The organism is Lysinibacillus sp. FJAT-14745, assembly GCF_001275675.1.
Taxonomy (GTDB): Bacteria; Bacillota; Bacilli; order Bacillales_A; family Planococcaceae; genus Lysinibacillus.
The window spans coordinates 643,592-668,134 of the sequence record NZ_LITM01000002.1; the positions used below are offsets into that span (position 1 = coordinate 643,592).

A 24,543-nucleotide genomic window follows, 5' to 3' on the forward strand; every position below is an offset into this window, starting at 1 on the left:
ATAACAGAAAGAGATTTTAGCCCTCGCTCATTCTGTAGAACTTATTTTGCAGGAGTCGAGTACCTTCGTGTTCCCCCTATTTTGGCTGCATACGAATCGCGCCGTCCAAGCGGATTACTTCACCATTTAATAAACCATTTTTGATAATACTTTCGACTAATTGCGCGTATTCTGATGGCTTCCCAAGTCGTTTAGGGAATGGAGTCATTTGAGCAAGCGCTGTTCTTGCTGGCTCTGGTAACGATGCAAACATTGGTGTTTCTACTAATCCTGGAGCAATTGTCATAACACGCACACCAATTTCAGCAAGCTCCCTGGCAATCGGTAACGTCATCGCTGCCACACCACCCTTTGATGCGCTATATGCAGCTTGTCCTATTTGCCCATCAAATGCTGCCACAGATGCAGTATTAATAATAACGCCACGCTGACCATCCTCGTTTGGCTCATTATGCTGCATCTTCTCAGCTGCTAGGCGAATAACATTGAAAGTACCAATTAAATTTACAGAAATCACCTTTTCAAACAAATCAAGTGCATGTACACCACGCTTTGAAAGTACTTTACTTGCATCAGCAATTCCCGCACAATTCACTGTGACGTTAATGGACCCAAATCTTGCTACTGCTTGCTCAAGCCCTGCTGCTACATCAGCTTCATTTGTGACATTAACACGTGCATATTGAACATTCTCCCCTAACTCCTCTACTAGTGCATGTCCTCGCTCGTCATTAAGATCAAAAATTACTGCTTTGCCACCCTCTGCAACAATTTTACGAACAGTCGCCTCTCCTAAACCAGAAGCTCCCCCAGTTACAACTGCTATTACTTCATTCATGAAACACAACCCCTTTTACAATTTTTCTATAATAGTGGCATTCGCCATTCCCATACCTTCACAAATGGCAAGTAAGCCATAACGTAAATTTTCTCGTTCCATTCTGTATAACATCGTTGTTAACAGTTTTGTACCTGTCGCTCCTAATGGATGCCCTAAAGCAATTGCTCCTCCATCTGGATTTAATTTATTTGGATCTGCTCCAATTTCATGCAACCAAACAAGTGGTACTGGCGCAAAAGCCTCATTCACTTCATACGTATCAATTTCCTCTATCGTAAGACCTGAACGTTCTAGCGCTTGTCTAGTTGCTTCAATTGGACCAGTTAGCATTAACGTCGGATCTGAGCCAACAACAACTCTTGTAACAATTTTAGCAAGCGGTTGGATGCCAAGCTCTTCTGCCTTTTCTAAAGACATAATAACTACTGCTGAAGCACCATCACTCATTTGACTTGCATTGCCAGCTGTTATCACACCATCTTCCTGGAAAACGGTTTTTAATCCATTTAATTTATCAACTGTCGTTTCTGCCCGAGGTCCTTCATCAACAGAAAACGTTGTAACCGCGCCGTCTTCTTTCGTAACTTGGACAGGTAGTATTTCCTTTATAAAATGGCCTGCCTCAATTGCAGCCAATGCTCGTCTATGACTATTGTAAGCATAGCTATTTAGCTGTTCTTTTGATAAGTTCCATTTTTCCGCTATTTTCTCGGCTGATAACCCTTGATGTATAATTGTATAGTTGTCTTGTAATCGTGCACCCGCGTGGGCACCCTTCATGTTAGACCCCATTGACACCCTCGTCATGCTTTCAACCCCACCAGCAATAACAATGTCCATATCGCCTGCTAAAATAGCCTGTGCTGCGAAATGTACAGCCTGCTGACTTGAGCCACATTGACGATCGATTGTCACACCTGGGACACTTTCCGGAAAGCCTGCCATTAATAATGCAGTACGAGCTATATTGGCTCCTTGTTCCGCAGTTTGCGTCACACAGCCAAAAATAACATCTTCCACCTGATCCTTGTTGATGCCTGCCCGTTGCACCACTTCTTGCAGTACATCTGCCGCTAAATCATCTGCTCGAACATTGCTTAATGCCCCTTTACTTCTACCAACTGCTGTACGAACAGCTGATACAATCACCACTTCTCTCATTTTATAATCCCCTTTGCACTGTCAATTCTCTCATTTCTTATCATCCAATGTATTTAGATGTTATGAAATATATTCTTGATAATAAGCTATTCAAAAACTATAATTATCAGAATATTATATCTTTTATTTCACATGACAAAGAAGTATTTAACAATTCTATATGTATCTAGAAAATTCTATGCACAGTTTTAATAGACCTATTCTTTAGTAGGATTTTATCTGGCGCTTTAATAAAGCCCCTTTCAGAGCATAAAAAAAGCAATCTCACATTGAATTGAGATTGCTTAATCTATTCACTAATAATTAAACTAAATCTTCACCGAAGAATAATCCGATTTCACGCTCAGCAGAAGCAAGTGAATCAGAACCGTGAATGATGTTGTGAGAAACAGTTGTTGCGTAGTCACCACGGATTGTACCTGGGTAGCTACCAAGAAAATAGACTTTAACTATTGTCTCTGAAATCACTAATATCATAGGTCCTCCGAAATAAACGAAAAAAAACTAAAATATAACCGAGTTTTTACCTTCTATTAGATAGTAACTATACATTACTTATAGCCATGTTAGCAAGCTTTAAATAAGCAGAAGATGGAAAATTCTTCTACTTGTCGAAGGCTATAGTAAAAAAATGGATGGGTTCGTGCTATTTTAGAATCACAGCATAGATTAAAGCTTCTGAAATGTCGAATAGATTCAAATAGTAGCTTAGTAAAATTCAACACACAAAATTTTATTAGAATTTATTTATTAAATCGAAGTGTTTATTTCTAAGACACCCTTTATAAAAAGTAAGAATTATCATTCTTGTTCAGTTTGGTTATTTTGTCTACTCGCTAAGTAATCATTGTAACCTTGAACTAAAATTAATAAAACAACAGTAACTATTATCAATATAGGGGCAACTAAAAATTTATTATTACATTCAAAAACAAATAAACCGCTAATTACACTAATTAAAATAAAAAACAGAGCCAATGATATCATTTTGAACTTTTTAAATTTATCCAGATAATTAAATATTTTTTCTACTTTTTCATTGGGAACAATTACTTTTCGAAACTCAACATTATCTAAATCACTTAAAATCTTTATTTTATCATCTCTTTTTATATAAATTCTATTATTATCCAAAGCTTTTTCTATAACCCACTCTTCATTTTTATCATTTATTATATAATAATATTTTTTGCTCCAAAGTATATTTGTCAATTGAGATAAAAAATTCCCAATAACTAATATTATTATTGTAATTAATATAACCAGAGTTATTATTAGAAATAAAAAATCTTTGGGATAAGTTATTATTTCAAATTTTAATTCCTCGCTAAAAATTTCTGACATCATAATGCAAATAATGAAAAACGAGAACACTAAAGATATAGCAATCGAATCCACAAATTTTTTCCATGGTGTTCTTAGTAGTTTATCAATTTCATTGGCATTGATAAAATTCACAATCAATTTCATAAACGCAACCAAAAAACTAAAAATAGTTAGTATGGGTATTATAGTTAATATTTCTTTAAATTCACTCATCATTACATCACCTTTTTCATATCATTTCAATATTTCTTAAAATGATTCTAAGCCATTTCAGTTCTCTAAATGTAACAAATTCATATCCTCTTTATTTATCAAAAGTAATCAATATATCACTTACCTTTTATTAAACTTTTTAATTGCTCAACACTTAATACATCATCTTTTCTTCGATGTACCATTCTATGACAGTTCGCACATAAAGGAACCAAATCAGTTTCAGGATTAATCTTAATGGCTTCTTCTAATGTACTTAATGGCTTAACATGATGAATCTCTATAAAATCTGTTCCACGTTCCCCATACACTTCCTCAAAATTAAAGCCACATACATAGCAATTTAAACCATGCTTTTTTATCGCTAATCTTCTATTCTTAGAATCTCTTTCATAACGTTTACCATAATAATATTTCACATTTCCTTCTATTCCATGTCCTTCTTCTACTTGTTCAGCTTCAAGGTCTGAATTGATATTATGTATTAAATCTTTATCATCTAAAAGTGTTAGTAATCGCACTGATTCTTCAAATTCTTTTCCTTGCTCTGTTAATATATCTAGTACTTCGTTTAATTCTTTACCTTCAAAAACCCCTTTATAATCTGCTTTCATTCCCAAATAATGAAGAATATTCATAGATTGAAGTCCTTTACTCTTGCCTTTTTCTAGACTAAGAACTGACTCATCCAACTCTCTATGTGTTAAACCATTAACAAGATGTTCAAAAATAACTTTTGCTTTTAAATAGTCTTCATAGTCAATAAATTCTCTTTCTCGACCACTTGGTTGCAAAGGTGGCAAAACGAAACTTATATCTTCTACCTCATAACCAAATTCGCTTAATCTAGTCTTAGCAGTCTCCAACTCTTCTTTAGTAAACAAAGGTTTAAATTTCTTTTGTAGTATCACAGCTTCAGTTGATAAATCTAATCGGTTAAGTTTCCATAATTTCTCAAACCCTGTAGAAGTTTTATGAATCAGTTTTTTTGTAACAATGTATCCACCTTCAGTTGCTATCATTTGATTGAATTTAGTAGGATTGTATCCAATACTTTTAGCACTTCTTGCTGCTTCTAATAATGCTTTATGTAGTTCATTTTGCAACTGTTTATTTTGTTCTTCCGCCATAACCTTACCCCCTTCTAATTTTTAGATGGCTCTAAGAGATTTCTCAAGTTACTTAAGATAATTATACCTTTAATTCAAAGTATAGTTACATAATAAAAAAACGAGATAAACACTTAGTTTATCTCACTTCTTTGCTATTCTTATTCTATTGTACTTAACACTTGAGCTTGGTGTGTACACTCATTGGAACTTACTTGACCAATTTTCAGTTAGCTTCGTGGAACTTAGACAGACGTTTATGTGACCTCTCAAAAGCCTTATAACATATTACAAATTCAAAAGGTTACGTTAATGACAAATCTAATAATTGCTCATTATAATTAATTTTCATGTATCATCTTTTCATAATCATATTTGTACATCCATTTGAAACCACCTGCTGTTTTACGTTCACCTCTACAGCATTTTGTTACACTTGCACTATTTACTTCACATTCTATATTTGCTTTAGAAGCATTTTCAAATTCTCTAATAAATTCTCCTGATAAACTTAATTGAACTATTGTTTTCATTCTTTTATCATTCGAATTTTCATATTTTTTATAACATTTCCCTTTTATCATATTTTCGTAATTATATAAAAACATCCATTTGTAGCCATAACAAGATATTCTCTCGTTTTTACAAACGGCTATTATATTACTGTAATCAAAACCAGTTTTTTTAGAAGCATCAGTTACACTGTTATATATTTTTATTAAATTCAAATCTTTATCTAATTGACATACATTGTTGTTTAAATTAAATTCTCTAATTTTTTCTTCTAATAAATCTCTACTTTTTAAAAGTTCCTTTTCGTAAACCCATATAAACCCATCATTATTTTTACTTCTAATCATATCGAATGGATACGTAGTTACTTGTAATGATTTTTTCGGATTATATCCTTTCGCCTCAATTAAACTATCATATTTTTCTAAAACATTGCATTTTAAATCCAACTTTAAAATAGAAATTTTTCCACGCTCATATCTTTTTTCTACTTCATAATTACATTTACCTAAAGCATTTCCTAGCAATAAATAATGTCTAATTGCATTTCTTGACACCTTTAAAAATCCAGATATTTCCATAACTCTCATTCCATCATTCCACAATTTCCAAGCTTTTGTGGTAATATCATTTGCTTTAATATCTAAATTGTTAAATTGTTTTTCTGAAATATTTAACAAAATGGATAATTCACTTTTTAAAATACTATTTTGAATCCAAATAAAATTAGATTTTCTCGCATCTATCACAATATAATGTTCAATTCCGTTTCTCATTGCTAATTCATTTTTATATTTATCATTTTCTTGTTCTTCTTTTAATGTTCTTGCGCCTTTTCTGCCAGTTTGTTCATAATGTTGAATACCGTGTACTTCAATTATTGCGTTTAATGATGGTATATAAAAATCATATCTTTTCTTATTAGACCATTTTAAAATTTTTTCATGATAAAATTCAATATTTAAAATACATATTAAATTGTAAACAATCTTTTCACCTAAACTGAGTCTGTCACTACATTTTTTGCATTTTAAATACTCACACATTTCATTTATAAGATTAGGGTTTATGTGCCCGCAATCTTTACACTTCCATTTGACTTTTTTTGCACTTCCATAAGAATATTGATATCCAATATCAGAATCTAAAAGTAGTTGAGCTATATCTGGATGCGTAGTATATAAGTCATTAAAACCTCTTAGAGTCTTCGGGTTGTTAGTGTTACAAAATGGACAGTTAGCTCCGTTTATTCTATTATTTATAGTATTTTGCCATTGGTGCATTGGATTATTAGAACATTTCCACCAAGCGTTATAACCGCTAGCCCTACTATATTCATAAGGAAATTTTCCATTTTTAGTTGGGTGCCATTCTTTGGCTATATCAGGATATTTTCCTCCAAATGAATTCTTTTTTGTTTGATAATATCCAGAACAAATAGAACAGCCTCTGTCAATCATTTTCTTATTTATAGACATTGGATAACTATCATTACATTTATCACAATACCACCATACCTTTTTAGAAATTCCTTTTGTAACTTTATAAATGTCAATGTTTAATTCATCATTCCTTTTAAAGTCCCAATACTTAAATAGGTCTGGCTTTTCCTTTAACATTGCATTATTATTTAATCCATTAACACGTTCCCAATTTAAACTTTCATCCGTTTGAATATTAATAATTCCATGTTCGCACATATATATCACTCCCATTACCAAGGCTATTCAAATTTTAACTATATTAACCTTAGTAAAAAGACCTATATAAAATAACGAAATATCATGTAGAAGTTATTACTATCTACCTTGAAAATTCAAACAAAAAACACCTAGTATTAACTAGATGCATTTAGGTAAAAGAATGATTTTACTTTTACATAAAAAAATTAATATTCGTAAACTTCACTAAACACATTTACATTAGAAACTTGTAAAGCACATAACCAATCTTCCCAAGCATCTGCATGATATGGTCTAGCTAAGCTAAGTCTTAAATACATTGAATCATAGTCTTCTGCGTTAAATTCACCTAACATACTATCTATTTCATCATCTGTAGCTTGAATCACCAATGGTGCATGTGTATATGTTTTCCCACTAACATCTTCAAAATCTACTCTGACCTTATCATAGTAATCTTTGTAAATTTTCACCCAAGTTACTTCTACCGTACCTAGAGACCTTTCACCTGTATTAGGTCTTAGCCCCCAATTTCTATTGTCTAAGATTAAATAGGGATTATCATCTTCGTCATATCCAAAAATGTCATCTGCCGATTCAACTGCTATACCCGCAAGAAAATCTTCTATCTCATCTTCATCTAAAAATTTGTCAGGGTCATTAGTCAAACAAGTTAAACTGCTAATTATAGTATCTTCAACATGTGGAACAGTATTATCTTCTTGATTAGGACTTTCTTCTATTTCTACAATGCTGAACAAATCTATTTGAGCAACTTCTTCTTCAGTAAAATATTCTCTGTCAGGTTTAAGTGGTCTAATATAACTTCCACTACTTTCGTTATACAAACTCATACAAACTTTACCTTTTTTCATCTTAGTCTTACCTGTAACGATACATTCCATAGATAATTACCTCACTTTATTTAGTAATATGTCTAGTTGTGTATTCTAGTTGTTTAAGCTTCTCTGCTACTAATCCCCGATGACAAGCCAATGGAGTAGATTCGACACAGAACAATACAATATTCTTGTACTTCATATCGAGTATCTCCTTAAGAAAGTTATCAAAGTCAAAATCAGCAAGTATTTCCCTCTGATACATTTCTTTGAATACATTACCTAACTCACTTCGATTAATTTTCAATACATTGTTCTGTTTATCTGCTACTTTTTGAGCATTACGAATCTCTGTTGTTGGTGCAAGAGCTTTTTCATGTCTATAGCTAATACCCACTTCTTTTAATTTTTGCTGAAGGTATGTACTATTAACAAAACTATATTGTTTTCCACGTACACCTCTTCTTTGCCTAATATCAATAAACAAGTCTACTTCAGCATCCTTCAACGTTTTAAAAAACTCCTCTTCAGAGTACCCATACACCCCTATAGTCAGAAACTCCATTTCAGTCCTCCCTATACTTTTTCCTAGATGTAAACATATCTTCAAAAAGAGATAGCTGACCTCCTGTAATTCTATCAATTATCGTTAACTGAGAAATAATAATACCTTTCTCATCAATGTGAACTACATCTATCCCTTCTTCAGAAAGTGTCTGACCTATTAATTTACTTCGATGGCAACTTTCAGGCTTTTGTTCACTACACATTAAAGCCACAAAAAGATTCTTTTGGTATGCAGTTCTCAGCCGAGATATGCCTTTCTTATAAAAACCTTGCTCTGCAACTTTTTTGTAGTCTACTTTACCTTCCGTATAACATTCTTCTTCAATAGGTCTACCACCAAGTGTATCTCCCATGAATACATATCTGACTCCAATTTTTTTTGTGTGTTCTATTAAGTTATTTTTCACATAATCTTCATTGTAGCTACCCTTAGGATTTGTTCTTACATCAATTAAAAACTCAATATTATTATCAGTTAGAAGCTTTAGAAATTCATCAATATTTCTATTCCCATAACCAATTGTAAAAATAGGTATTTTATCCATATATTAAACCTTCCTTAATTCAAAAGTTATAAATAGGGACAATTAAAAAGTAACACAATTATCCTTTATTTGTATATCAATTATCTTCCATAAATAACATTTTTCTATCTTAATCAAGGGTACTCCACATAGTTGGATTATCAATGTAAAGTTAATACTTTGTTGTTGTTTCTAAATCTGCTCATGCTTCATGCGAAGCTGTAATTTGAGTTTTACGCAATGTGTATGTAGCGAAACATGCCATTAGTACAATACTTACATATAAAAATGATACAAGCATTAATGTTTTATCTATTCTACCTCTAGGGTTTTGTTTTTGAATTTAGTGATTACAATGTGTTTTAGATTCTTGAAACTACACTCGTATCCTTTCATTTTCCTTTTGGTGTGGGTGTAGTGGGTAGTTTGGATTCTTCATTCACCATCATCGAAATATCGGAAAATACCCCCCTCTACTCCCACACGCTGTAGCACTCCAACCGTTCACCTAATATACTTCTGACCTTTGCTGACCAATGTGTCAACTCGACCTCTTGGGACAAGCTACGAGCCTGCTATCCCCCTCTAGCAAGCCATCTATCACTCTGTGTCACACTCAAAATAAAACGATGATTTTACCTGTACTTCTATGTTTTAAGAAGCGGTCATAAAGCCTTATGTATCAAGGTTTTATGCTTCAATTGAATTTTCGTATTCACTGATTATCTTGTAGAATGAGTTCTTTTTCAGCCCCAATTTCTCCATGTATTTTACACCTGTGATTTTTTTCACTTTCCATGCTTGATAGTTGGCTTCAAGGTCTACTCTTTGTTGCTTGGTCAAAGTGTTAAGGTTTAATTGCGGTCTACCTAAGTGCTTTCCTTTGGCTTTAGCAACTGCTATTCCTTCTGCTTGTCGTGCTAGTGTCTTTTCACGCTCGCTTTGAGCCATGAATGTAAGCACTTCTAGGACTAAGTTAGCAACAAAGTTACCCATTGTGTCCTTATACTTGCGTGTATCAAGTAATGGCATATCAATTACAATTATATCTGCACCAATAACTTGAGTAAGTTCATTCCATTCTTTTTTGATTGCGTCACTATTGCGACCTAAACGGTCTAATGATGTGATATAAAGTAAGTCGCCTGCTCGCAATTGTACTTTAAGTGCTTGGTACTGTGGTCTGTCAAAATCTTTACCGCTTGCTTTGTCGATAAAAATGTCACGCTCGTTGATATTTAATTTCTGCATCTCTACTAATTGTCTGTCGGTGTTTTGGTCTTTTGTTGATACTCGTACATATCCAAAAGTTTTTGTGTTTGTCATGTTAGTTCCTCACTTCTGTTCGTAAAGGTTATACCTCAATTATAAACGTTTATAAATACAAAACAATACCTTAATCAACACTTTTTAGGTCATTTGTAGGTAGTTGCTAAAGGTATGCCTTTGTAAACACTCGTTGTCCGTACCTCTCATGAAGATGCTAGTTTTCTTAGAATATCTCGATGCAATTCCATTGCTCTAGGCTATTAGCTCAACTTCCTCTATACATCGCCACTTTTTCTTTTGTTATCCCAATGGAGAAACCAATACAAGTTAATCTGTGATTCATTAGGTTAGGCTAATAAGTTAATTAATATCAATTTAAAAGCTTTCATGTTGCACAGAATAAACAGGGGATAATTAATAGACCAACAAACCTAGATGAGGTATAATTTATCGAAATTGGATTATAAAGGAGAATTTTAGACGATGTTTAACCCTGCCTTAAGCCTATATCATTTAGTAGAAGAAACCTACAATTATTCTTACCCAGGTAATGCCTACATAAGTACTTGGATGAGAACTTTCGACCTTGCAGAAGACAAAAATTCCCCTGCAAACGATAGAATAGCACTTATGGAATCTATTAATTCCATGTTTAAACTTTTTGCTGACACAAAAAACCTAATCGAACAGAGTAGCAAATTAAATACTGAAAGAAATAAAAAATATCTAAATATTATTGGAGATGCAATATTCCAAGTTGACCTCGATGGTACTATGGAACATTTCCATAACACATTAAATGAAGAAAGTATAACAGTATTCTCATTCATAGCGGAATCGATAGGCTATAATTACGAAATAAATGAGGCAACAATCAATTCAGAAGAAGTTGACAAGTTAATCGTAGAAGTTGATGACCTAATAACAGCAATCGATGAATCAAATTTACCTAATGATGCAAAATTAATTTTAGTTCAAAACTTGCACAATATTCGTGAATCCCTTTTTAAATGCAAATACTCAGGAGTAGATGCACTAAAACCTGCACTAGAACAATCTCTTGGCTCTTTATATTTAAACCACCAGCAGTTAGAGCCAATTTCTAACGAAGAAAATTTCTCTCGTTTCTTCCAAGTATTAGAACGTGTTAATACTATCTGTTCTGTAGGTACTGCTGTTAAAGAATTAGCTTTACCGTTCTTCGGTAACTTAATAAAGTAATTACATAACATAAGGGCTTATGTGTATGAATAACTCATATACAAAAGTCCTTATGACAAACAACTCCTCACAATGCTCCAAATACATATCGCTAAAGGCTCTCTATGCTCCATAGCTGTTGCCTTTAGTTGCTTATTTTCGTCGTTTAGATTCTTTTTTGTCTCAAATTGGTAGCTTCCTTAATGGTCATCGTACTCCTCTCGATACTCCCTCTCGTTGACTCCATAGTTTCTCTATAAATTTTCTGTATCCACTCCCACGCTTTAGATGATGTCACATTTACCCTTATGTACCGCTACAATTTGGATTATCATTCAATTCGAGTATTTTATAGAAATTTTGTCATAAACTACTGACCTTATTACTGAATAAACCTTTAAACTACTTAGTCGTTATCGTCTCGCTAGCTTGTAACAGTCAATCTCATTTGTCGCACATTTTCCATTCTCCTACCAATTAGCACTTCACAATGTTATAATCACCATACAGAGAGAATATTCTGTCAACTGAGATTGAAGAGCTGAAAAAGGAGGATAATTTAATGAGACGATTTTTTTGGTCTTTTATCACAGCAATCAGTGGATTTCTTGTAGGTATGTTTATTTTGGATATGATTAACGGAAGTTTATCAAGAGTTTCCATTACTAATTTAGTGATAGGAATTATAATGATGCTGATTAGTATTTGGGGATATAAAAAATATGTTGGGAAAGGTTTACTGTTTAAAAGTAATGAATAATGTGGGATATTATCCCCGAACAAGCGAAACAATACTCCATACACATCTATCTAAGGATTTGTGAGTAAAATTACACGTAAGTCCTTTTGTTATGCCTTCACAATCAACTAGTGTAGCTCCTGTATCTTCTCACATGGCTTTGTATCAATAACTAGATAACCTGTATGAACGATTCCTCTGCACCACTGACAACACTTACAAGCTTGTTAAATGCTTCGGTTGCTTCGATTTTTGATATAAGCTAACTCAAAGTTGTAGAGGTTTATACCTTATCGTATTGTTAAATTTTAATAGAGAATTTAGATAATAACTCTAACATCCATATTTACATATATGTTACAATTTCCATATCATCTTTTTAAGAAAAAATACACTTGGAAGTGAAGAAATGAAACAAATTATTATTTTACTATGTTCGATTTTTTTAGTAGCTTGTAGTGCTTCGAATGAAAGTAATAAAAAGCAAGACATTGAAACCGAAAAAGAAGCAATAACTAATAGTTTGCCAAATAGCAAAGAAGTATATGATTTTGCTCAAAGTAAATTTGATGAAATTACTAACTATGGCGAGAATTATGAACCTAAAATTCATGATGAATTAGTATTAAAAGAAACAGCGACTCATTTTGATATTGATTATGACACGGCAAACACTCTTTATATGAAAGAAGCAATGGGATTTGAGAGTAATGCTTTATTTGAATCTAAACAACCATTTATAACTATGGAATTATTCAAACAGATTCAAACAGGCATGACATATGAAGAAGTAAAAGAACTAACCAATTTGGAAGGGACTTTAGTTCCTACAAGTTCTGATGAAGAAATAAGTGAATATAAATATGAAGCAGAGGGAAATGCCTCAGTCACTTTAATTTTCTCTAATAATATCTTATTTACTAAAAGCCAATCAGGTTTAGCAACACCCGAAAAGATAACAATTAATCAGTATAATCAAGTTGTTAAGGGAATGACCCTCGAAGAGGTAGAATCAATTTTAGGTATAGGGGAATTTGGAGGAGATATGGTTACACCTAATGCTACAACAGAGACCTATTGGTATGAAGGAGTTAGTGGAGGTTCTGCTCAATTGATTTTTTCCAACGGTAAATTAGGCATGAAAGAAGAATTTAGTCTGCAATAATTAGGTTTCTATCATTTAAACAGGACTTGCTAATGTGAGTGTATCTCATATAGGCAAGTCCTTTTGTTATGCTTCCTCTATCACTCCTACAGCTCCGAACGTAGCGCTGTAGCACCAATCAGACAACCTGTGTAAATGTTTCCCCTGCCAATACTAGTGCTAACAGGCACGTTAAACGACTCTAAGAGCTTGATATGAAAGTTATAGTAAGCTAACTCAAAGTTGAATCTGTTTAGACATGCTCGTATCGCCTGCGGTAACGGTCATTCTCTTTCAATGCACCTCTAAGCCCATCAATATAGCTCACATGACGCTTCATTGAAGCAGTCAACCAATGTCATGGCATTGTCAAATCGTCTTGTAGTGTGACCGTGGACTTCTGACAAGACAAATAAAAAAAGATAGAGCTGTTCGCTCTACCTCATTAAAAGTTTTTGTTTTTGATTATTAAACTCTTCTTTGGTCAAAATACCCTCTTTCAATAGTTCATGTAGCTTTCTAATTTCATCAGATATGTTATTTTCTGTTTCTGCTTTTGCTTCCACCTTTTTATCCCCATTATTAATAATGACAGCAAAAAGACCTTGCCATTCCATTGCAGTATCACTATATTGTTTTAGTTCTTCATCATTTTTATCCCAAGGAGTACTCGTATTAAATATTTTAAGCAATATAACAGGATTATTAATATCATTCACAGTTATCTTCAACTGTATACTACCAATCTTTTCTTGCGAAGTAGTACTACCCGAAAGACCACCTATTACTGCTCCAACACCGCCTGCAAGCGCTCCTCCTAATAATGCTCCACCTAACTGACTTCCCCTTGAAGTTTTAGTGATAGTTTCTCCATCTACTAACACTTCTACTTCAAGAATATCTTCATATGTATATTTTTTTGAAGTAGTATATTTTAAGTTGTCATCTAAGTAGAAAAAACATACTTCTTCTTTTTGCTCATCAATAGCACAAATTGTGGAGTTTAAATCACTCACCCATTGCGAATCTATTAAACTTCTTTCTGTAAGGAACTTACTTCTTTCTTCTTTTATAGTTATTCTTTTTAATCTATTTTTTTCATCCTCCTCACTCTCATCAAATTTCACTTTTATTAACAAAAGAGCAAATCCTGAACAAATAATACCTGAAATTATCATCTTCCAATCTAATTCACTCAAACCCATTAATAAACATGGTATCCCAACGATTAAAAAGAAAACACTAAATAATAACAAAACAATTTCATCTCCTTAAATTACTGATTTCCGATTAATAAATAGTATATTACACCTGTTTAAATTTTTTAATCTAGTCCATTAAAACTAGTCTATATTCAATTATACTAAAAAAACACTTAAAAGCTATAACTTGGTAAATATATTTCTACCATAGAAAAAAGCGATAGAGTGATGACTCTACCGCCTGTTACGCATTCTTAGGATTCTTTAGGTAATAAGAAGTCATATATCAAGTGACTGTTCTCAATATAAGCCTGTTCTATATCGTCACGACAAGCTTTAAAATGATTACCAAACGCTCACACCTGTTCTCTGACACAGCTCTCAGAATCAATTCTAAGGCATCTAGCAAGCTCGTAGACATGAGTTAAATCCATTCCTGACTTCTTTGTTTTTAGGTGGTGGTATAATTTCCGCCATGTCATTTTACTACTCATAAACACACACACTTGTAATTTTATAAGCACCCTATTTGTAATAAACCCCAAACACCGAACCATACAATTTTGCACGTTCTTACTTAGTATATTAATATATACTATATATTATCTAATATATTTAATATTTAATTATAATTAATATATATATTAATATACTAAGAATTATGATACCTAAACGTATGGTTCGATATTTGGGTACTATAAAAACAGGGGTGCTTACTTTCCACAGTTTATGATTTTATAGGTATTGTTCTTGGCAAAAGAACCATCTTTCTTCGATACATTTCTGTTAACCTCAATCAAACCTTCTAGTTCTAAATTACGCTGTTATTGCTACTACTATTTTTTCTACCAAATCCCTTTGGTTTTGGCTCTTCAAAGGAACTTATAATCTCTAATAAACGATATGGGATACACTCAATTTCCTCTTTGAGTGCATGGTTATCAACTTCGAATAAATTATCTCTAAGAAAAAGAAGAATACATAAATAGTGGAATTTCTCACCTTTATTTTGTGCTTTGAGGTACTTATCACTCTTAACTTTGTCTGCTACGAGATTGTATATTTTATGTAAAAAAACCCATTTTGCGTCTTGATAATCAACATTTTCTTCAAGTGTGGAATCCAATACTTTTATTTCCAATGCCTCATAGATGTAATTGTACCCAAAGTTAACTCGCAAATATGATTTTACGATTGATTGAAAGTCCCTCATGCTCTGAGACACTGAGGGAAAAGCGAAACTCCTTTGATACGATGTATAATTTATATTATGGTCAATTGCTAACTGCCTAATCGCTTCATTTATCTCATCAACTTTTTTTTGCTGTATCATCACTTTTTTTGAGGATTTATACTCACTTGCCATCCATTTTGTTTTTACTTTGATTTTTTTATCTGCCACTAGATGCTTAATTGCCAACCTAATATCCTTTTTTGCTCTATCAGTTAGATACCAGTTAGTATATGACCATACGCTCTTTAATTTTTCATCTGATAAATGACCATCAAAAACCTTTGCTACACCATCATGAAGTGTTTTTATCTGATTCCTCACAAATGGGATTTTTACTACAAGTGTATTGTAAGTTGTTGATTGTAAACCTCCTTCTTTTCCTATTAGTTCAAGCACAATCAACATCCTATGAACGTAATTCGTTAAAATTTTATCCTCTGTTTTTCTAGGCATCTCCCTACCTTTGCGCTTGTCATCCATTGCTGTGGGTTGTGACTTAGGGTCAATAAGGACATAAACCTTATTCTTTCCTTTCCCCTCTACATCAACTCTCTCAAAGTGACACTCAAGTTTTTTCACTAACTTTTTATATGTACCATCTTTTTTGAGACATCCACCCATTTTCCACGCTTGTGTCTCAAATTCTTCACCCTCGAATCCTTTTGAAATTGTGAACTCGATTGCTTCTTTTTCGGTTTTTCTAATTGTGTTTTCTATGGTATATTCCTTCTTTCTATTTTAATTTTTATGAAGCCCTCTGGTTGTGATTCATGCTCGATATGGTAGCTAAACATTGAGGTCAAAACTTCAATTTCCTTCTGCGGTTAATCTTGCTTTCTATAATACTCGCAACCATTCGTTTATCACGTTCCTCTCGAACTTCTGGTGTTTAGTATATGATTTCATGAGCTTCACATTTAGCCTTATATTCGTCTTCACTGTTGGTTAACTCTAAGCGTGTCAATAAATTCCCCTTATTATAGGGCTAATATATAACTCCAATACTTCTACATTTGTTTCAGTAGTTAAAGTGTTTGTACATCTTCATCGTCCTTTCTGTCAGTTTGAGAAAGGTGAAGCAAGCTTAGCTCACTCCAACTTAATTTTAGTTAAACAAATCATAATAAGCTTCAACACCCGTATCAGAAGTAACAAGATACATCAATATCTTCTCCATTATACTTTGCATAACCTCTTCATCAGACATTTCAACAACAGCTGAAAAATTACTCATTAAATATTGTTTTGATTCATCAGGGTTCTCCAAAATTTCAGACTCAACTTTGCCTTTTCGCAATAAGTCACTTCTTTCTAATTTCATTAAGGCTTCAACAAGTTCTGTACGCTCAACAAATACATACTGTTCTCGTAAATCCCGAATTACTTCTTCTGCTTGTGCTTGATATTGTTCTAATTTCATAATTCATTCTCCTTTCCAGTGTGTATGATACAAGATGAGAACATTAAATTACTCATGTTTCCCAATCAAGGAACGGTTATACAATACACTGGATTTTAGCTTGATTCAACACCCACGAAATGGTATAATTTTCTTCTTAATACATCGTACTTATGCATTTTTCTAGTTAAAAATAAAAAACATTATTTGTAGCTTTTTGAACAAGATTTCTGTATTTTCTAGAATATAAATTTTAGCTGTTATTTTGAACTTTTTTTCAATAATGCTAGCTACACCGAAAAAATTAACCAAATAATAACAGTAATTTAGCGGTTTTGAGTTATTGTTTTTGTTTTCATAAAAAACCCCTCAAATCCTTTTCTACTTCTTCAACTCTAAGTCAAGATACTAAGTTGTTCACTGCTTAATCTGAATAACCAAGAGCCTTACTGTGATTAATGCTACACTAGCTCCCTTGTCATGTAGTTTCTTTGCATAGGCTCTACTAATAGCATGAGCATTTTTATTTGCACCAAGCATATTTGGAGTTGACAACTGGTTATGCTCTCCTTATCATGAAGGCGGTTGAGTTGAAACGGCTCAATGCAAAAATGCCTTGCCTAGTTCTCAATAAATCAATTATGACTTAAAGGAACAAGACAAGACATTTAGCATAATTTCATGAATCCGTATATCGTTGTATCCGTATCGTATGCCCTTGTTTAAATGCGCTCTCTCGAACAATACATCTACTAATCTACTTCTGCCCCCGATAGTTGTTGCAATCCTTATATTCATCTTCTGCAAATATCGTAAATGCCTATTCTACTGTTATGAGAAACTCGGCAACAATTACAATGTGTGATGTATCCTGCGTAGCCGTAGCCACTCAGACCTTCCACTCCTAGCCGTTTATGGTCGCTAACACCATTCAGACACCCAAGCAAACAAGGAAGCTTGTAGTGGTGTCCTAGACGTTTGTGTGCGATGGGAACGTCATAACCTGTCAAGTTTAGTTGCAATTGGTGTTACTAGGTTTCCACCAACGAGCCAACATGACCTCATGCTACCTAAAAAAGACAATAAGAAACTAAACCTTTGACACCTATCTTTTTTTTAGATAGAATGAAGGCATGTTAAACGCTCATATTTAGTTGTATTTGCGTACTGCTAACTTGAGTATTGAGGGAAGCATTGCGAGTGCTAACCCTCTATTTTTTTGCTTACTTCTCTATAAGAACTCACGTAAATTTCGCGCTACCAAATTTACATTTAATCCCAAATAAATAGAGGTTGTTGATATATCAGCGTGAGCTAATGCATGAGATACTAAATTTATATCTGCACCTCGCTTCACCAAATTTTGAGCGTATAATCTTCGAATCGAATGAGGATTAACATTCTTTAAATTCCACTTTTTACTGTATACCCATAAATTTTTTGCAATTAAATTTGAAGGTGAAACTGTATTTGAAATTGGTACGCCAATGTTTGAAAGAAAAATATAATCATTCTTTTCTCTATGTTCCTTCCTGACTCCATCGTTTATTGAAATCAATTCTCTTAATAAAGTACACATTTCATCATCTAAAGGAAGAATCAATGGTCTATGCGCCTTCATTATCTCTCCCTGTAATTTCAGTAGCCTATTATCAAAATCAATATTCTGTTCTCTCAACGCACCTAATGTTTTAATTCGAATTCCTGTTTTGTATAAAAGCAAAATTGCTATACTGTCACGTAATCCCGAATATGTTGATTTATCCAAAAGTGATAACAATAGTGCTAACTCTTTTTCTGTAGTAGCTTCCTTAACGCTTGTATTTACTTTTATTTTGATGTTTTTCCAAAACTTCGAGTTATACCATCCGTTATCGTGACACTTGCTTAAAACGGCTTTAATTTGCTTTAAACGACCCTGTAGAGAAGTGTCCTTCACATTTTCGAAACTTGATAAATATTGATAAATTTTTTCATTATTAATTTCATGTAGATATTCAACATCGGTAACTTCAACAAAACGCTTAAAATTATAGTTATAACTATCAATTGTCCTTGGTCTTAATCCACTTAGTCGCCATTGTTGATTTAAAATTTTTATAGCATGTTCAATTTTTATATTTCTACTATCCATTTCATCAAACGTGTCAATTTTAACTATTGAATTATTGCTATTTTTCGCCATTTCTTCTTTTGATTCTTCAGTTTTGATAGTGAATAAACTTAAATCAATGTTTGAATTAGCCTTATTAAATGATTTAGACAAACAAAAAACCTCCTAACATTTTTTTGTTAGAAGGTAAAAGTTACATCGAAAAATAGATGATTTTTTTATTTAGTTCTATCCGTAGTTTTTTTCGTTACTCTTCGTAGATTAAGAAATTAAACTAAATCTTCACCGAAGAATAAGCCGATTTCACGCTCAGCAGAAGCAAGTGAATCAGAACCGTGAATGATGTTGTGAGAAACAGTTGTTGCATAGTCACCACGGATTGTACCTGGGTTAGATTCTTCAGGTTTAGTTGCTCCCATCATTGTACGAGCAAGCTTAATTACGTTTTCGCCTTCCCATACCATAGCGAATACAGGACCAGAAGTGATGAAATCAACTAATTCACCAAAGAATGGACGCTCTGCATGCTCTGCATAGTGCTTTTCTGCTAATTCTGTAGGAATTACCATCAATTTAGCACCTTTCAATACAAAACCGCGACGTTCAAAACGATCTACGATATCTCCTACTACTTGACGTTCTACGCCATCAGGCTTAACCATTAAAAAAGTTTGTTCGATTGCCATGTTTAAAACACTCCTTAAATTCGTATAACAGGTTTTACACCTACCGATAAATATTAACAAAAAATGAGCATTTGTACAACAAAAAGCTAGAATTTACGCTTACCCATAAATAAAGCGACATCACGTAGTTTTTTCTTGACGGGATGTTTTGGTAATGCATCTATTTCCTGTAATGCCTTTTTCAAATATTTATCACTCATTTTATTAGCTTGCTCAATCGCGTCAGATTTACGCACATACTGCAGCATATTTTGACGTTCTGCTTCTGTCAAAGTACCAGCAAATACTTTTATCAAATAAGGTTGCATCACGGGATCATCTTTTAACAATAGAATCGGTAACGTAATATTGCCCTGCAATAAATCACTACCTGCTGGCTTCCCTAATTCTTTATCAGTTGCCATAATATCTAAAACATCATCGATAATTTGGAAACTCATGCCCACAAAATAGCCGAAGCGTTTCAAATGTCTTACTGTTTTGGGATCGACACCTGCTGCTACTGCACCAAGTTCACAACTAGAAGAAATCAGTAATGCCGTTTTTCGTTTGATTCGTCTAAAATAATCCTTTAATCCTTGATCTAATCTAAATTTATCTTCGATTTGAATGACTTCACCGTTACAAATTTCCACCATTGTACGCGCTAAAATTTGATGAACTAATGGGTCTTCAAGCTTTGTAATATATTCAAGTGCACGCGCAAAAATAAAATCGCCCGTGTACATTGCAACTCTATTATTCCATTGTGATTTGACAGTCGGGCGTCCTCTTCGCATATTGGAATCATCAATTACATCATCATGCACAAGTGATGCCATATGAATAAGCTCTACTGGTACGGCTACATCCTTCATTTTTTCGATATCATATTCACCAAATTTCGCGCCAAGCAACACAAAAATTGGTCGTATCCGTTTGCCACCAGCTTGCAATAAATGGAGAGAAGCATCATTGATCAAACATGAAGAAGAGTTCACTGCTTTTTCTAATTCTTTTTCAATGATATCGATATCTGATTTCAAATCGGAATAGAGTAGTTTTAACTTCATCTTTTCCACGTGTGAAAACCTTCCCCCATTAACGTACTTTTTTAAAGCCCATATGCATTGCCGCAGCACCGCCACTGTATGCTTTATACGTTACTTTTTCTAAACCTGCCTGCTCAAACAATGCCGCTAACTTCTTCATACCTGGGAAATCATTTGCTGATTCCTGTAGCCAAGAATATTCTTTATAGCTTTTCGCAAATATTTTACCAAATATCGGCATTATATATTTAAAATAAAAACGGAATAGTTGTCGATAGCCTGGAATTTCAGATTGAGATGTTTCTAAACAAACAACCATTCCCCCTGGTTTTACAACACGATTCATTTCCTTTAAAACTTGTAAATAATCTGGTACATTACGAAGCCCAAAACCAATTGTTACATAATCAAAAGTATTGTCTGGGAAAGGTAACTCCATAGCATTTCCATGTATTAGTTCAATTTGTGGGTATGGCTTTACCTTTTCTTCGCCAGCCTTCAGCATGTTTTTACTAAAGTCTAACCCTTTTACTTCTCCGCCTTCACCAACTGCCTCGGCTAATGCAATTGTCCAATCTGCCGTACCGCAGCAAACATCTAGCGCCTTCGCTCCAGGTTTTACTGCCATGTGCTTCATCGTATCATTGCGCCAGCCAACATGCATCTGGAAACTAATAACACCATTCATTTTGTCATAGTTTTCCGAAATACTTTCAAATACTTCGTGCACGTGTTCTTCTTTCGTTTTAGCCATTTTGAAAAACCTCTCTTATCCATTAGTAGAAGCAATGGATGCCTCTACACGTGCTTGTAAAGCCTGTTTCACATCACTTTGTAAAAACGATGCATCTTCTATCACCTGTAACAGCTCTGTTTTTAATTGCACAATTTTGTCCTGTATGACGTTGCCATAGGTCGCTCCAGCAGATCTTGCACTTTCTTCGAGAACCTTACTCATTAAAGATACTTGCCCACTTTGATATGTCGCCAATTCTCTTTCTAAACGTAAGATCAATAAGCTCTTCTCCACCATTGGAATGTAATTAGCAAAAGAATAGAGCTCAAAAAATTTTGAGATTAGTCCTGATTCAATGTTTGTTATTGAGGCAAACCATTGTTCGATTGAGCGTTTTTCCGCCTCATATACTTTAATTTGGTGTTCACAACGTGCCACAATACCTTGCGACAAATTTCGGATCAATGCGACATTTCCCGACATCGCTAAAATCTCATAATAACGGCCACTATAAAAGTCCCCAGCTAAAACGGTTAGCTGCTGTTCTTTTGATGTGGCATTTAATTCTTTAATATGATCGTGCGCCGCTAAGGCTGCGTACACAATTCCAACAGTAATTGCAGCTTCTCTTTCTTCTTGTTGCCACTCTTCCCCATTAAAAAAAGGAACTAACAAGTAAAATAATTGATTTTCATCGAGCACAGGCAATCCTGTGTATTTTTGCAAAGTTCTATGACGAACATCCATGAAAATCTCTGTTTTTAATTGTGCAATTGAATTTTGAATGTATGTTGCATTCATAGACCTTACTCCATTTCACTTTCAAATACGTTAGTCACTTCATGACCTAACGCTTGCTTACTGAGTCATTATAGCATATGCGACGATTCGGAATAAAAAATTTTTGCTTTATTCAACATGATAGGCAGAAGAGCTTCCTCGTTAAAAAACGTAAGAAATCCAACTGCCTGAGCGTAAACATTACTAAGTTTTACACATCTAGTCGATTTATATGTGCCATCACTAATTTGCATAGACACGAAACCATTCATAATGCACTTCTGAATGGTATTTTTCTCTATTACTTTTTAGCTTCGCTATTTATAACACCGTGAGCTGTATGAATCTGTGCTTTCCCACGAATTTTCATGGCTGATGTATGTTCGGTAAATTGAGCAATCATAACTTCGCCTGCATCTAATTTTTCAGAATGATGGAACTTTGTATCTGTACCTCGTGTTAAACCGATTACATGCACGCCATCTTCCTCTGCTTGAATAACAATATAATCTTGCGCCATTGTCTGTACACTCCCTTAAATCCGACAAATTCTTAGTCCATCATAACATAATTAGACATGCAATTTAAGACATTTGAATAAATGATAAAACTTCTCTACGTTTTACTTCATCTTCTTCGTAAATGCCACGTGCAACCGATGTCACAGTTTTAGATCCTGGCTTTTTAAGTCCTCGCATAGTCATGCACATATGCTCCGCCTCTATCACTACATAAACACCTTTCGGAGAGAGCATTTCCATAATCGTCTCTGCCACTGAAGAAGTAATACGTTCTTGTAATTGCGGACGACGAGCAATGGTTTCTACTGCACGTCCTAATTTACTTAGTCCAGCAACAACGCCATCATTTGGTATGTATGCGACATGAGCTTTCCCATAAAAAGGAACTAAATGATGCTCACACATCGAATAAAACGGAATGTCCTTTACAAGTACTAATTCCTCATGATCTTCATGAAACACTGTTTTAAAATAATCTTTCGCGTCTTCATGTAAGCCACTAAACATTTCCGCATACATTTTTGCTACACGTTTCGGTGTATCGAGTAAACCTTCACGATTTACATCTTCGCCTACCGCCTCTAAAATCATTTTTACTGCTTCTTCTATTTTCAATAAATCAACATTCGACATCCGTAAAAACCCTCCTGCGTATCTATACATTACACATTTCTTTATGCATCGTAGCATATCCAAAAGGTAAGCGCAAAACGACTTACTTGATTCAAAAGAAATTCAACGTTATATGAGCAAAATAGTCACTTAACGCTTTCTAATTAAGGCATATATTATTTATTATGGCTCATCACAATTACGTCAGATTGATTTCAGTTCCGGCTAGACGATTTCCTGGGGCGTCGGGGCAACAAATGTTTTCTGTGCGAAAGCGAAGTGTCAGCAACGAATGTTTTCTGTGCGAAAGCGAAGTGTCAGCAACGAATGTTTTCTGTGCGAAAGCGAAGCGTCAGCAACGACAGGATGGTGGTCACGAAGGCGTTATCACAGGACGTGATGGTTTTAGCCTTCGTTCCTCTATTGCTATTCCCCTAGGAGTCACCAAGCCTCCACTCCAATCAACTAATTTTATGATATATCTTTTAACAAAGGCATTCCAACTTTTAGTGTTGTACCTAAATTGTGCATATTTTATCTATAATGCTTGCACTTACGTTTATTGTATCTTTCTATGTACCCTTACCTTCTTTAGCAACGTGCGAAATTCTCAAAAAAGAAGTTAAAAAGAGCAGCCTCCATGTTCGTTTACATGAAGACTGCCCTATGTAACTACTAGACGTGTATTATTTTACAGCATCTTTAAGCGCTTTACCTGGTTTGAAAGCAGGTACCTTGCTAGCAGCGATTTCGATTTCTTTACCAGTTTGTGGGTTACGACCTTTACGAGCCGCACGTTCACGTACTTCAAAGTTACCAAAACCAATTAATTGTACTTTGTCACCCTTTGCAAGAGCATCTTGAATTGTATCAAATACAGCTTCAACTGCTTTAGAAGCGTCTTTTTTAGAAAGACCTGCAGCTTCAGCAACAGAGTTTACTAATTCTGTTTTATTCACACCATTCACCTCCTCTCAAAGGGTCATGAACCAATTCTGTAAAAAGATTAACACATAGAAAACCGCTACGCAACTGTATTCATTCATGATTATAACCAAAAAATACGTTTTTCACCCAAAAAACAAAAATAACAGGACTTTTC

Annotated in this window: 24 protein-coding genes and 1 pseudogene; 3 read left to right on the top strand and 22 right to left on the bottom strand. The window is 33.9% G+C overall.

Annotated elements, in window-relative coordinates; genetic code table 11:
- Positions 1–76 precede the first annotated feature (76 nt).
- The 10 genes and pseudogenes from AMS59_RS04530 to AMS59_RS04575 form a co-directional block, all read right to left on the bottom strand.
- A complete protein-coding gene (locus AMS59_RS04530; protein WP_053482560.1) occupies positions 77–838 on the bottom strand; it encodes a 3-hydroxyacyl-CoA dehydrogenase in 762 nt (253 codons plus the stop codon).
- Between the two features lie 15 nt (positions 839–853).
- The gene (locus tag AMS59_RS04535; RefSeq protein ID WP_053482561.1) at positions 854–2,002 is read right to left on the bottom strand and encodes a thiolase family protein; all 1,149 of its coding nucleotides are present in this window, start codon (positions 2,000–2,002) and stop codon (positions 854–856) included.
- A gap of 303 nt (positions 2,003–2,305) precedes the next feature.
- Positions 2,306–2,431 (bottom strand): annotated as a pseudogene (locus AMS59_RS04540) (nucleoside-diphosphate kinase); the annotation flags it as partial.
- A 372-nt stretch (positions 2,432–2,803) separates the two neighbouring features.
- A complete protein-coding gene (locus AMS59_RS04545; protein ID WP_053482563.1) occupies positions 2,804–3,541 on the bottom strand; it encodes a hypothetical protein in 738 nt (245 codons plus the stop codon).
- 116 nt (positions 3,542–3,657) lie between these two features.
- The gene (locus AMS59_RS04550) at positions 3,658–4,671 is read right to left on the bottom strand and encodes an HNH endonuclease (protein ID WP_053482564.1); all 1,014 of its coding nucleotides are present in this window, start codon (positions 4,669–4,671) and stop codon (positions 3,658–3,660) included.
- 320 nt (positions 4,672–4,991) lie between these two features.
- Positions 4,992–6,863, bottom strand: a complete 1,872-nt coding sequence (locus AMS59_RS04555; RefSeq protein WP_053482565.1) for a zinc-ribbon domain-containing protein — start codon at positions 6,861–6,863, stop codon at positions 4,992–4,994.
- A 188-nt stretch (positions 6,864–7,051) separates the two neighbouring features.
- A complete protein-coding gene (locus AMS59_RS04560) occupies positions 7,052–7,750 on the bottom strand; it encodes a hypothetical protein (RefSeq protein WP_053482566.1) in 699 nt (232 codons plus the stop codon).
- Positions 7,751–7,766: 16 nt separating this feature from the next.
- Positions 7,767–8,249, bottom strand: a complete 483-nt coding sequence (locus tag AMS59_RS04565; protein WP_053482567.1) for a DUF488 family protein — start codon at positions 8,247–8,249, stop codon at positions 7,767–7,769.
- Position 8,250: 1 nt separating this feature from the next.
- Positions 8,251–8,796 (bottom strand): DUF488 family protein, encoded by a 546-nt coding sequence (locus AMS59_RS04570; RefSeq protein WP_053482568.1) that lies wholly within the window; start codon positions 8,794–8,796, stop codon positions 8,251–8,253.
- Positions 8,797–9,465: 669 nt separating this feature from the next.
- Positions 9,466–10,101, bottom strand: coding sequence for a recombinase family protein (locus AMS59_RS04575; protein WP_053482569.1), 636 nt, complete (start codon positions 10,099–10,101; stop codon positions 9,466–9,468).
- A gap of 426 nt (positions 10,102–10,527) precedes the next feature.
- Here AMS59_RS04575 and AMS59_RS04580 point away from each other — a divergent pair, with 426 nt between their 5' ends.
- The 3 genes from AMS59_RS04580 (at position 10,528) to AMS59_RS04590 (ending at position 13,148) form a co-directional block, all read left to right on the top strand.
- Positions 10,528–11,265, top strand: a complete 738-nt coding sequence (locus tag AMS59_RS04580) for a hypothetical protein (protein ID WP_053482570.1) — start codon at positions 10,528–10,530, stop codon at positions 11,263–11,265.
- A 541-nt stretch (positions 11,266–11,806) separates the two neighbouring features.
- Positions 11,807–12,004, top strand: coding sequence for a hypothetical protein (locus tag AMS59_RS04585; protein ID WP_053482571.1), 198 nt, complete (start codon positions 11,807–11,809; stop codon positions 12,002–12,004).
- Between the two features lie 388 nt (positions 12,005–12,392).
- Positions 12,393–13,148 (top strand): hypothetical protein, encoded by a 756-nt coding sequence (locus AMS59_RS04590; protein ID WP_053482572.1) that lies wholly within the window; start codon positions 12,393–12,395, stop codon positions 13,146–13,148.
- Positions 13,149–13,564: 416 nt separating this feature from the next.
- Here AMS59_RS04590 and AMS59_RS24820 read toward each other — a convergent pair whose 3' ends face one another.
- The 12 genes from AMS59_RS24820 to AMS59_RS04650 all read right to left on the bottom strand — a co-directional run bounded on the left by AMS59_RS24820 (position 13,565) and on the right by AMS59_RS04650 (position 24,400).
- Positions 13,565–14,383, bottom strand: coding sequence for an SHOCT domain-containing protein (locus AMS59_RS24820; RefSeq protein WP_053482573.1), 819 nt, complete (start codon positions 14,381–14,383; stop codon positions 13,565–13,567).
- Between the two features lie 757 nt (positions 14,384–15,140).
- Positions 15,141–16,184 carry a hypothetical protein gene (locus AMS59_RS04600; protein WP_053482574.1) on the bottom strand — a complete coding sequence of 348 codons (1,044 nt, stop codon included), beginning with the start codon at positions 16,182–16,184 and terminating at the stop codon, positions 15,141–15,143.
- A gap of 484 nt (positions 16,185–16,668) precedes the next feature.
- Positions 16,669–16,983, bottom strand: coding sequence for a hypothetical protein (locus AMS59_RS04605; RefSeq protein WP_053482575.1), 315 nt, complete (start codon positions 16,981–16,983; stop codon positions 16,669–16,671).
- A gap of 396 nt (positions 16,984–17,379) precedes the next feature.
- Positions 17,380–17,517 carry a hypothetical protein gene (locus AMS59_RS25755; RefSeq protein WP_199777673.1) on the bottom strand — a complete coding sequence of 46 codons (138 nt, stop codon included), beginning with the start codon at positions 17,515–17,517 and terminating at the stop codon, positions 17,380–17,382.
- Positions 17,518–18,193: 676 nt separating this feature from the next.
- Positions 18,194–19,228, bottom strand: coding sequence for a tyrosine-type recombinase/integrase (locus tag AMS59_RS04610; protein ID WP_053482576.1), 1,035 nt, complete (start codon positions 19,226–19,228; stop codon positions 18,194–18,196).
- Between the two features lie 116 nt (positions 19,229–19,344).
- Positions 19,345–19,761, bottom strand: a complete 417-nt coding sequence (gene ndk, locus AMS59_RS04615) for a nucleoside-diphosphate kinase (protein WP_053482577.1) — start codon at positions 19,759–19,761, stop codon at positions 19,345–19,347.
- Positions 19,762–19,847: 86 nt separating this feature from the next.
- Positions 19,848–20,822 carry a heptaprenyl diphosphate synthase component II gene (hepT, locus tag AMS59_RS04620; protein WP_053482578.1) on the bottom strand — a complete coding sequence of 325 codons (975 nt, stop codon included), beginning with the start codon at positions 20,820–20,822 and terminating at the stop codon, positions 19,848–19,850.
- A 19-nt stretch (positions 20,823–20,841) separates the two neighbouring features.
- Positions 20,842–21,546, bottom strand: a complete 705-nt coding sequence (locus tag AMS59_RS04625; protein ID WP_053482579.1) for a demethylmenaquinone methyltransferase — start codon at positions 21,544–21,546, stop codon at positions 20,842–20,844.
- Between the two features lie 15 nt (positions 21,547–21,561).
- Positions 21,562–22,329, bottom strand: coding sequence for a heptaprenyl diphosphate synthase component 1 (locus tag AMS59_RS04630; protein ID WP_053482580.1), 768 nt, complete (start codon positions 22,327–22,329; stop codon positions 21,562–21,564).
- 280 nt (positions 22,330–22,609) lie between these two features.
- Positions 22,610–22,828 (bottom strand): trp RNA-binding attenuation protein MtrB, encoded by a 219-nt coding sequence (gene mtrB / locus AMS59_RS04640; RefSeq protein WP_049666799.1) that lies wholly within the window; start codon positions 22,826–22,828, stop codon positions 22,610–22,612.
- 64 nt (positions 22,829–22,892) lie between these two features.
- Positions 22,893–23,462: a GTP cyclohydrolase I FolE gene (gene folE / locus AMS59_RS04645; protein WP_053482582.1), complete on the bottom strand. Its 570-nt coding sequence runs from the start codon at positions 23,460–23,462 to the stop codon at positions 22,893–22,895.
- Between the two features lie 665 nt (positions 23,463–24,127).
- Entirely contained in the window at positions 24,128–24,400 is a 273-nt protein-coding gene (locus tag AMS59_RS04650) for an HU family DNA-binding protein (RefSeq protein ID WP_004232618.1), read from the bottom strand.
- Between the last annotated feature and the right edge of the window lie 143 nt (positions 24,401–24,543).